The organism is Intrasporangium chromatireducens Q5-1 (genome assembly GCF_000576575.1).
Taxonomy (GTDB): domain Bacteria; phylum Actinomycetota; class Actinomycetes; order Actinomycetales; family Dermatophilaceae; genus Intrasporangium_A; species Intrasporangium_A chromatireducens.
In genome coordinates, this window is sequence record NZ_AWQS01000144.1 from 1 (window position 1) to 9,779 (window position 9,779).

General features: G+C 73.6%; 10 protein-coding genes and 1 pseudogene. 5 read left to right on the forward strand and 6 right to left on the reverse strand.

Translation table 11 applies throughout. From position 1 onward, the window contains the following. The 3 genes from N864_RS15030 to N864_RS15040 all read right to left on the reverse strand — a co-directional run. Positions 1-730 (reverse strand): ABC transporter ATP-binding protein (locus N864_RS15030; protein ID WP_034718494.1); only part of this gene is annotated, 730 nt, incomplete at its 3' end. Continuing rightward, positions 727-1,806, reverse strand: coding sequence for an energy-coupling factor transporter transmembrane component T (locus N864_RS15035; RefSeq protein WP_034718496.1), 1,080 nt, complete (start codon positions 1,804-1,806; stop codon positions 727-729). The genes N864_RS15030 and N864_RS15035, both read right to left, overlap by 4 nt. 4 nt (positions 1,807-1,810) lie before the next feature. After that, positions 1,811-2,551, reverse strand: a complete 741-nt coding sequence (locus N864_RS15040) for an SCO2322 family protein (protein ID WP_034718499.1) — start codon at positions 2,549-2,551, stop codon at positions 1,811-1,813. Between the two features lie 270 nt (positions 2,552-2,821). Here N864_RS15040 and N864_RS15045 point away from each other — a divergent pair, with 270 nt between their 5' ends. Continuing rightward, positions 2,822-3,037 carry a hypothetical protein gene (locus N864_RS15045; protein ID WP_034718504.1) on the forward strand — a complete coding sequence of 72 codons (216 nt, stop codon included), beginning with the start codon at positions 2,822-2,824 and terminating at the stop codon, positions 3,035-3,037. Beyond that, positions 3,034-4,449 carry a serine hydrolase domain-containing protein gene (locus N864_RS15050; RefSeq protein WP_240474349.1) on the forward strand — a complete coding sequence of 472 codons (1,416 nt, stop codon included), beginning with the start codon at positions 3,034-3,036 and terminating at the stop codon, positions 4,447-4,449. Before N864_RS15045 ends, N864_RS15050 begins: the two co-directional genes overlap by 4 nt. A 10-nt stretch (positions 4,450-4,459) precedes the next feature. Here N864_RS15050 and N864_RS15055 read toward each other — a convergent pair whose 3' ends face one another. From N864_RS15055 to N864_RS15065, 3 genes and pseudogenes are all read right to left on the reverse strand, one after another. After that, complete coding sequence (locus N864_RS15055) at positions 4,460-5,041, reverse strand: DUF3043 domain-containing protein (RefSeq protein WP_034718519.1); 582 nt, start codon at positions 5,039-5,041, stop codon at positions 4,460-4,462. Between the two features lie 199 nt (positions 5,042-5,240). Further along, positions 5,241-5,654: pseudogene (locus tag N864_RS15060) on the reverse strand (protein-L-isoaspartate O-methyltransferase family protein); the annotation flags it as partial. A gap of 21 nt (positions 5,655-5,675) precedes the next feature. Next, positions 5,676-6,524, reverse strand: coding sequence for a methyltransferase (locus N864_RS15065; RefSeq protein WP_034718506.1), 849 nt, complete (start codon positions 6,522-6,524; stop codon positions 5,676-5,678). A 43-nt stretch (positions 6,525-6,567) separates the two neighbouring features. Here N864_RS15065 and N864_RS15070 point away from each other — a divergent pair, with 43 nt between their 5' ends. The 3 genes from N864_RS15070 to N864_RS15080 all read left to right on the forward strand — a co-directional run bounded on the left by N864_RS15070 (position 6,568) and on the right by N864_RS15080 (position 9,733). Beyond that, complete coding sequence (locus N864_RS15070) at positions 6,568-7,938, forward strand: dipeptidase (protein ID WP_034718509.1); 1,371 nt, start codon at positions 6,568-6,570, stop codon at positions 7,936-7,938. Between the two features lie 125 nt (positions 7,939-8,063). Further along, positions 8,064-9,227: a glycerate kinase gene (locus N864_RS15075; protein ID WP_081793904.1), complete on the forward strand. Its 1,164-nt coding sequence runs from the start codon at positions 8,064-8,066 to the stop codon at positions 9,225-9,227. A gap of 128 nt (positions 9,228-9,355) precedes the next feature. Next, positions 9,356-9,733: a HesB/IscA family protein gene (locus N864_RS15080; RefSeq protein ID WP_034718513.1), complete on the forward strand. Its 378-nt coding sequence runs from the start codon at positions 9,356-9,358 to the stop codon at positions 9,731-9,733. Positions 9,734-9,779: the final 46 nt, after the last annotated feature.

Sequence of the window (9,779 nt, forward strand, 5' to 3'; positions counted from 1 at the left end):
GGGCGAGGGCGACAACAGGTGGGTGGATCGGTGAGGTGCGCATGGCGTCCGCCGGGTCCAGGAGCGGGCTCGTGCGGCCGTGGTCGAGCAGCACGACCCGGTCGGCGTGGTGGATGACGCGCTCGAGCCGGTGCTCCGCGATGACGACGGTCGTGCCGAGGTCATGGACGATCCGGTCGAGCGAGGCGAGCACCTCCTCGGCGGCCACCGGGTCGAGGGCGGAGGTCGGCTCGTCGAGGACGAGGACCCGGGGGCCCGCGGCGAAGACCGCGGCGATGGCGACCCGTTGTTGCTGGCCACCCGAGAGGCTGTCGAGCGGCCGCGCGCGCAGCGCGGTCAGCGCGAACAGGTCCAGGGTTTCCTCGACGCGCCGCCGGATCGACGTGGGGTCCAGGCCCATCGTCTCCATGCCGTAGGCGATCTCGTCCTCGACGACGTCGGTGACGAAGGTCGAGACGGGGTTCTGCTCGACGAGACCGACCACCGTGGCGAGGTCGCGGGGCCGGTGCTGCCTGGTGTCGAGCCCGTCGACGGCGACCGAGCCGGAGAGGAGGCCACCGCTGAAGTGCGGCACGAGCCCGTTGATGCACCGCAACAGCGTCGACTTGCCACTGCCGGTGGGGCCGATGACGAGGACGAGCTCGCCCTCGGGGACCTCGAGGGTGACATCGTCGAGGGCGGGGACGGGCGACTCCGGGAACCGGACGGTGACGTGCTCGAAGGTGATCATGCGTGCGCCTCGGCTCGGGGTCGGGGGGTGAAGAAGGCGGGCCCTGCGGCGACGAGGATCGCGAGCACCGCGGTGAGCGGCAGCTGGGGCAGGCGTGCCACCTGGGCCGGGACGATGCCCTCCCAGCCCTGTACGCCGCCGAGCACCAGCGCCGCTGCTGCGACGGCACCCGCACAGACCGTCGCGCTCTCGGACCACGACCACGAGTCCCGGCGGTGGCCGGTGCGCTCCTCCCTCCAGGCACCCACGACGAGGCTGGCCCCGGCGAGGACGACGCCGACGAGCAGCAGGGGCAGCCCGAGCATCCCGCCGGCCGAGGCGTCGAGCAGCCCGTACAGGCCGGCCAGGACACCCGCGAGACCGGCCAGGGCCAGGCCGGTCGCGAGACGTCGCGACGTCGGCGTCGAGCGGACCGCGCGCCCGTAGCCGCGCGACTCCATCGAGGCGGCCAGGCCGAGGGACCGCTCGAAGGCCGTCTCCAGCACGGGCACGGCGAGCCGGGCGACCTCCCGGATCCCGCCCCCCTCGTGGCCACGCAGCCGACGGGCGTCCCGCACGGCCCGCGCGTCGGTGAGCAGCCGTGGCGCGAAGGTCAGTCCGACGACGATGGCGGTGCCCACGTCGTAGAGCGTCGCGGGCAGGTGCCGCAGCAGTCGACGCGGGCTGGCCAGGGCGTTCGCCGCGCCGACACAGGCCAGGATCGCGGTCAGGCGCAGGGAGTCGTAGACGGCGTAGAGGATGGGTTCGAGGGCCACCGGGCCTCCGAGGCGCACCCCGGCTGCCCAGTCCGGCAGCGGCACCCGGGGCAGGGTGAACAGGACCGTGTCGCCGTAGACACCGTTGCCCAGCACGACGGTGATGAGCAGCCGCAGGACGACGATGGCTGCGCCGATGAGCAAAAAGGCACGCAGCGGGTTGGGCGCCGAGGGATCACGTCGCTCGGCCACGACGAGCACGCACACCCCGATCACGAGCAGGAGCAGGGCCGGGTTGGTCGTGCGGGACGCCGCGGTGGCAAGGCCCAGCCCCCACAGCCACCAGGCGGCGGGGTGCTGGAGCCGTTCGCGCTGCGTCATCGGCTCAGCGCGGCTGCCGGGCGCCGCGCGAGCGGAGGTAGAGGTAGCCGATGAGCGCCAGGACGAGGACCGCCACGGCGATGTATGCCGCCCACGTGCCCGCCGAGGTCCGGTGGTCCGCCGCTTGGGCGGGCTGCGCGGCCCCCTGCTGCGCCACGGCGGACGCGGTCGGGGTGGCCGCCGGCGCCGCGATGGTGACCGGGGCGTCCGGGGCCGCCGCTTCGGGGCTGACCGTCTTCACCTCGCCGCCGCAGCCCGAGGCGGGGTAGCCGTTGACACCGCAGAGGAGCCCCTTCTCCACGCGCACCTCGCCCATGGTGCGCAGCACGTCGAGGCTCGTGGCGTCGGTGGCGACGACGGCGCACGTGGCCGCCGGGGCGAGCGGTGTGTCGCCGTCCGCTGCGTCGGCGGGGCGACCGTAGTCGACGACGAGCCCGACCCGCTTCTTGCCACTGGCCGCGGGCGTCGACCCACAGACCTGCTCGAAGCTCAGGACCGCCCGCGGGAACCGGCTCGTCCCGTTGGCGTCGCTGACGGCGAACCGCCAGCCGTCCACCGCGCCGTCCTTCGGCACGGTCTGCTCAGGTCCCTTCTGCGCGAAGGCCCAGGCGCCGTTGGTGAGCTCGTAGAAGCCCCAGAAGCGGTAGGCGGCCGCGTGTGCGGGGGCGGTCGTCAGCAGTCCGAACGCCGCTGCGAGCAGGGCGACGAGCGCGACGCGCAGGGAGCGGCGGGGGGTGATGGGCATTGTTCTCCTCCTCACGGTCGGAGACCGAGGAAGGGCAACCTGCCTCTGCTGCTCCGGTCCGTATTCCACGACAGACGGATGGTGATCGAGTCGAACGGGGAGGGTTTTCCGGCTGGTCGACGGCCTGCCCGGGGCGGGCGGTCGACATCACGGTTGCGGGTCAGCGCCGGAGTTGCACCGGCTTGCCCCTTGATCCTGTTCGGTACTGCGAACCGTGGCACGTGGGCAGGCCACCCGTCAAACGTGTCCCGCCGGCCGTAGGGTGGCGCCATGACTGCGGACTGGACGTGGGCCTATTCCGACGCTGACGGCAACCCGGTGCACGCCGACTCGGCGCCGTCGACGCCGTTCCCGACGCAGAGCGACGCGGAGAGCTGGCTGGGGGAGACCTGGCGCGACCTGCTCGCCAGCGGGGTCGAGTCGGTGACGCTGCGCGAGGGGGACACCGTCGTCTACGGCCCCATGAGCCTCCGGGCCGCTCAGTGAGCGCGAGCCACGCCGAGATCCCGGTCGCGCCGGCCGAGTCCCAGCCAGGGTCGCCGCCCGAGACGCTGTCGGACGGCTTGGTGCGGCGCCTCGAGACGCGGCTGCGGACGGCCCAGCGGGAGTGGCGGGCCCCCGGGGTGAGCGCCGGTGTCGTGCGCGACGGCGAGCTCGTGTGGTCCGCGCACGCAGGTGCCGCCCGACTGGGCGACGACCGGGTGGGTGACGGTCCGCGGCCGGCCGACGACGACACACAGTTCATGATCGGCTCGGTCACGAAGACCTTCACCGCCCTTGCCGTCATGTCGCTGCGCGACGAGGGGCGCCTCACCCTCGACGACCCGTTGGAGGCGCACCTGCCGGGGATCGGCCACGCGCGCGTGCCGATCCGGCAGCTGCTGGCCCACGCCTCCGGGCTGCAGCGCGAGCCGGTCGGCCGCATCTGGGAGAGCCTCGAGGCGCCGGACCGGGAGGCCTTCCTCGCCGGCGTCGGCGAGGCCGAGCAGGTGCTGCCGGCCCACCATGCCTTCCACTACTCCAACCTCGCCTACGGGCTGCTGGGCCAGGTCATCGAGCGGCTGACCGGCCAGGACTGGGCGGACGTCGTCCAGGAGCGGATCCTCGAGCCCCTCGGCATGACCAGGACCGGCCTGGTCCCCGCCGACGACCGGGCACTCGGCTACCAGGTGGACCCCTACGCCGGCACCGCGACGGTCGAGCCGCTCTTCACCCTCAACGCGACGGCCCCCCTCGGCGGGCTGTGGTCCACGGTCACGGACATGGCTCGCTATGCGGCCTATGTCGCGCGACCCGACGACCGCGTCGTGCGACCCGAGACGGTCGAGGAGATGTGCCGGCCGATCATCCTGACCGACCCCGAGGGGTGGACCGGTGGCTACGGGCTCGGCTTCGGCATGGGCCGCCGCGGCGAGCGCGTCTATGTCGGGCACGGGGGAGCGATGCCCGGCTACCTCACCGGGCTGCGGGTCCGGCGCCGGGACGGCGTCGCCGCGATCGTGTTCGCCAACTGCACCTCGGGCGCCGAGCCCCTCGCCCTGGCAACCGACCTCGTCGAGGCAGTCCTCGACCTCGAGCCGAGCCTGCCGTCGCCGTGGCGGCCCGAGCGGCCCCACCCAGACCTCGCACCGCTGCTCGGGCTGTGGTGGTCCGAGGGGTCGCCGCTCACGTTCTTCGTCCGCGACGGTCAGCTGTGGTCGCGTCTGTCGGAGCACGACCCCCTCTCGGAGACGCGGTATGCCGCAGCAGGCCGCGACCGCTTCCGCGCGGTCGAGGGCCGCGAGCGCGGTGAGGTGCTCGAGGTCGTTCGCCGCGACGACGGGCAGGTCGACCGGCTCTACTTCGCCACCTACGCGGTGACGAGGCAGCCGCTCGCCTTCGCCGACCTGCGCGGCTGACCCTCGGGCCTCAGGCGGGGTGCTGCCCGCGCGCGACCTGCGGCTTCGGCATCCGGGTGCGCCGCATCTGGAAGGCGCGCATGATCGCGTACATCGCGTCGCCCCGCTCGGCGCCGCCGAACTTCTGGGTCATCTTCTTCTTCGTGCGCAGCCACATGAGGAGGGCGTCGATGACCGCCAGCGCGATGAGGCCGTAGACGAGGATGAAGACCGCGAGCAGGGCCCACGGGGTCTTGATGAAGCTGAGCAGCAGGACGAGCAGCATGACGGGGAGCATGAACTCCCCGAGGTTCCAGCGGGCGTCGACGGAGTCGCGGATGAAGCGGCGGCGCGGGCCCTTGTCGCGCGGCGGCAGGTAGCGCTCCTCGCCGGTCATCATGCCCTGACGCTGCTTGGCGAGCGCCTCACGACGCGCGACCTTGTCCTGGGACCTGGCGGCCTTGCGGTCGGTCACGATGAGCGGACGCCGGTTGGCCGCCTCCCGGTCGCGCCGCTTCGGCGTGGGGCGGTTCTTGGCCCCGGGGCGCTCCGGCGTGGCGGTGGCCGCCTGGGCCAGGTCGTCGTTGAGGGTCGTCTTCTTGCGTCCGAACACGGGCACAACTGTAGGTGAGCCAGCCTCGTCCGCCCCAATCGCTCGGGGTCGTCGGTCCGTCAGCGCAGCGGGACGAAGCGGTACGGGCCGTGCTCGCTCGTGTGCACCCGTTCGCCCGCTCGACCAGGGTGAGCCAGCCGGCGACGGGGATGACCATGCGACCCCCGTCGGCGAGCTGGTCGACCACGGCGGACGGCAGCGACTGGGCCGCGGCCGACACGAGGATGCGGTCCCACGGCCCGTCAGCGTGCGCCCCGAGCTGCCCGGACTGCGCTGCACGGATCGTCGCGGCGGCGCCGACGTGCGCGAGGTTCTCCCGGCCCCACCGGACGAGCTCGGGCTCCACGTCCAGGCCGAGCACCGTCCCGCTGCGACCCGTGAGGTGGGCGAGCAGGGCCGTCGTCCAGCCCGAGCCGGACCCGATGTCGAGGACGTGGTCACCGGGGCGGACGTCGAGCAGACGCAGCATCACCTCGACGGTCGCGGGCTGAGAGCACGTCTGCCCGTGGCCGATGGGGATCGGCCAGTCGTCGCCGGCGCGAGCCCGGTCGCCCGGCCGGAGGAACACGCTGCGCGGCACCGCCGCGAGGGCTGCAGCGACCCGGTCTTCCATCTGCCGAGTCAAGCACGTCCCTCAGTGACCAGACGTGATCCGCCCGCCGTCCCCGGCGCCCCGGGGCCGGCGGGCGACGAGGTGCACGAGGGTCGCGACCCACCGGTACGGGTCGGTCCGACCGAGCCGCTCCTCGACGTCGAGCAGCGCTGCGAGGTCTGCCTCCTCGGGCGCCGGTTCGTCGACCGGGACGCCGTCGCTCGCGACCCGGACGCCGTACCACTGCTCGACCTCGAGGCCCGCGTCGCTGCACGCGGCGGCCAGCGCGCTCACGGTGTCGGCCCGCGCGTCGACGCCGAGCTCGTTGCGGTACACCGCGTCACGGCCCTCCGCCCGAGCGGCGTCGACCTCGTCGAGCAGGGCGAGGGTGGCCGCCCAGTCCCTCCGAAGTGCCGGGCGCCAGGCCATCGCGTCACCGTTGCGCGCGACCAGGGAGAGCAGGCCGCCGGGTGCCACCCGGCTCGCGAGCGCCGTGACCGTGGGCGCCGCCGCGGGCAGGTAGATGAGCACACCGTGGCAGAGCACGACGTCGTATGCCGCTGGGCTCGTCACGCTCTCGAGCGCGGCCACGTCTGCCGCGAGGAGACGGACGCGGTCCCGCGCCTCGGCGGGCAGCCGCTCCGCGGCCTGCGTGAACGCGTCCCGCATGCCCGGGTCGGGCTCGACGGCCGTCACGGCGTGCCCGTCGGCGGCGAGCCGATGCGCCTGCGTGCCCTGTCCCGCCCCGACGTCGAGGACGTGCAACGGCGGGTCCGACAGGTGGGCGCGCAGCTGGCGGGTCACCAGCTCCTGGCGCACGACGTTGCGCAAGTTGCCGAGCCGGGAGAGCCACGGGTCCCGGCCGCCGACGAAGGTGTTGCCGGCTGCCACAGTCGCGACCCTACCGACTGACGGCGCGGATAGGGTCGGAGACGTGACTGCTGACACCCTCACCCCCGACCAGATCCAGGAGATCCGCGACCGCGTCGCCGAGCTGATGCCCCAGGTGCGGGCCGACCTCGAGCGGCTGGTGCGCATCCCCAGCGTCTCCGCCGCCAGCTTCGACCAGAGCCAGGTCGCCCGCAGCGCCGAGGCGGTGGCCGAGCTGCTCCGCGCCGAGGGCCTCCAGACCGAGGTGATCGTCGAGGGCGGACGCCCCGCCGTCATCGGCCACATCGACGGTCCGGAGGGGGCGCCGACCGTGACGCTGTACGCCCACCACGACGTCCAGCCACCGGGCGACGACGCCGACTGGGACAGCAAGCCGTTCGAGCCCGAGGAGCGCGACGGGCGGCTCTACGGTCGGGGAGCGGCGGACGACAAGGCGGGCGTCATGGCGCACGTCGCGGCGTTGCGAGCGCTGCGGGGCCGGCTCCCGGTCGGGGTCACCGTGTTCGTCGAGGGCGAGGAGGAGTCGGGGTCGCCGTCGCTGGGCACGATCCTCGACAAGCACGGCGAGCGGCTCGCCGCCGACGCGATCGTCCTCGCCGACTCCGGCAACTGGCAGATCGGCACGCCCGCGCTCACGACGACGCTCCGCGGTGGGGTGCGGGTCATCGTGCGGGTCCAGACCCTCGACCACTCGGTCCACTCCGGCATGTACGGCGGCGCTGCGCCCGACGCCGTCACCGCGCTCGTCCGCCTGCTCGCCACCCTCCACGACGACGAGGGGAACGTCGCCGTCGCGGGGCTCGACGAGGGCGTTGCCGCGGACCTCGACTACGACGAGGCCCGGTTCCGTGAGGAGTCGGGCCTGCTCGAGGGGGTCTCGCTCATCGGCACCGGTTCCATCCTCACCCGGCTGTGGACCAAGCCGTCGATCACGACCATCGGGATGGACGTCACCTCCGTCGAGAAGGCGTCGAACACCCTCGCCGCCAAGGCGGCCGCGAAAGTATCGATGCGCATCGCCCCGACCCAGGACCCGCAGGCGGCGTTCGAGGCGCTCAAGGGCCACCTCGAGTCGCACGCGCCGTGGGGTGCCCAGGTGACGGTGACCCTCGAGGAGCTCGGCTCCGGCTTCGCGGCCGACGCCAACGGGGCCGTCTATGACGAGGCGCGGGCCGCTTTTGCCGACGCGTGGGGCACGGACCCCGTCGACATGGGGGTCGGTGGCTCCATCCCCTTCATCTCCGACTTCGCCGCACGGTTCCCGGATGCGGCGATCCTCGTGACCGGGGTCGAGGACCCGGACACCCGGGCCCACGGCGCCAACGAGTCGCTGCACCTCGGCGAGTTCGAGCGGGTCTGCGTCGCGGAGGCGCTGCTGCTCGCCCGTCTCGGTGCCCTGCCCCGGTCGAGGTAATCGGCGGACGCCACCGTCCGGTAAATACCTCGACCCGGGGGAGTGACCTGCTCGGTCGAGGTAATCGGCGGACGCCACCGTCCGGTAAATACCTCGACCCGGGGGAGTTTGGGGCTGGTGCAAGGATGGCCGGCGTGCGCGTGCTCATCGTCCCGGACTCCGTCGACGACCTTGCCAGCCCCCGCGCCGCGGACGTGATCGGGAGCGGCTGGGCCGCAGCCGCCCCCCGGGACCGGCTGGTGCTGCAGCCGGCGTCCGACGGCGGTGCCGGCTTCCTGGCGGCCCTCGCCCAGGGCGTGGACGGCCGCCTCGAGGCCGTCGTCACGACCGACCCGCTCGGCCGAGAGGTCCCGGCGGCGGTCCTGCTCGCACCCGGGGAGAACGGTCCCACCGCTTACGTCGAGGCGGCCCAGGCAGCGGGTCTGCACCTGCTGGCCGACGCCGAGCGGGACCCGACACGGACGAGCTCGGCGGGCGTCGGCCGGTTGCTCCTCGCCGCCCTCGACCTGGGAGCCCGCCGCGTCGTGGTCGGCGTCGGCGGCCTCGGCACCAACGATGCCGGCGCCGGACTGCTCGCCACCCTCGGCGTCGGCGCCCCGGACCGGCTGGGACGCGGGGGCGTCGCCCTCGCCGACCTCACCGTGGCCGACCTCGCCGGGCTCGACTCCGCCAGGCGCCGGTTCCGCGACGTGGACCTCCTCGTCGCGACCGACGTGGCCTCACCGCTGCTCGGACTCAAGGGCACGAGCGCCGTGTTCGCCGGCCGGATCGGGGCGAGCGACGAGCAGGCCCAACGGCTGGAAGCGTCCCTCGGCCACTTCGCCAGCCTCGTCGCCCGGGCCCACCCGCCTCGCCGGGACCTGCTCTCCGGAGAGGCGATCCGGCCCGAGCGCGCCCCCGGCGCCGGAGCAGGGGGAGGAGTCGGCTACGCCCTGCACCTGCTCGGCGGGCGACACGTCGAGGGCGTCGACTCCCTGCTCGACGCCGTGGGGTTCGACCGGGCCGCCTCCGCCTCGGACCTGGTCGTGGCGGCCTGTGGCACCTTCGACTGGGAGTCGCTGCAGCAGAGCGTCGCGCTCGGCGTGTCCCGGCGCGCGCAACGGCTCGGCGTGCCGACCGTGCTCATCGCCGGTGAGAGCGTCGTGTCCCGCCGGGAGGCCATCGACGCCGGCTTCAGCGGCGTCTACACCGTCGTGGGCGGACCCCGGGGCCCATCCGGCGGCACGTCCGACGCCCTCGCCGCACTGATGGCGAGGGTCGCCCACACCTGGTCCCCGCAGCGGCCCTGAGCCGAGCCACGGCGTGGGCCAGTTCGACCAGCGGCCCCGGCGACGTATTCTGAGGGAGTCGGGAACACATCCGACCTCGTGCGGGTTGTCGACACCGACCCGTGCACCACGACGCGAAGGAAACACAGATGAGTGTTGAGACGAACGCTTCCGCCACCGAGGCCCAGACCGAGGCTCCGGCCCACGGGGTCGTCCTCACCGATGTGGCCAGTGCCAAGGTCAAGAGCCTGCTCGAGCAGGAGGGCCGCGACGACCTGCGTCTGCGGGTCGGCGTCCAGCCCGGCGGCTGCTCCGGCCTGATCTATCAGCTGTACTTCGACGAGCGCACCCTCGACGGCGACCTCGTGCGCGCCTTCGACGGCGTGGAGGTCGTGGTCGACCGGATGAGCGCCCCCTACCTCGAGGGCGCGACGATCGACTTCGCCGACACGATCGAGAAGCAGGGCTTCACCATCGACAACCCCAACGCCGGCAGCAGCTGCGCGTGCGGTGACTCCTTCAGCTGATCGCTGACCCCCGACACGGAAGGGCCCGGCCGAGTTCTCGGCCGGG

Bases quoted from the DNA above. Each gene is read 5' to 3' on its own strand.
- N864_RS15035 (WP_034718496.1), bottom strand. From the start codon at position 1,806: ATGACGCAGCGCGAACGGCTCCAGCACCCCGCCGCCTGGTGGCTGTGG.
- N864_RS15040 (WP_034718499.1), bottom strand. From the start codon at position 2,551: ATGCCCATCACCCCCCGCCGCTCCCTGCGCGTCGCGCTCGTCGCCCTG.
- N864_RS15045 (WP_034718504.1), top strand. From the start codon at position 2,822: ATGACTGCGGACTGGACGTGGGCCTATTCCGACGCTGACGGCAACCCG.
- N864_RS15075 (WP_081793904.1), top strand. From the start codon at position 8,064: ATGGCCGGCGTGCGCGTGCTCATCGTCCCGGACTCCGTCGACGACCTT.
- N864_RS15080 (WP_034718513.1), top strand. From the start codon at position 9,356: ATGAGTGTTGAGACGAACGCTTCCGCCACCGAGGCCCAGACCGAGGCT.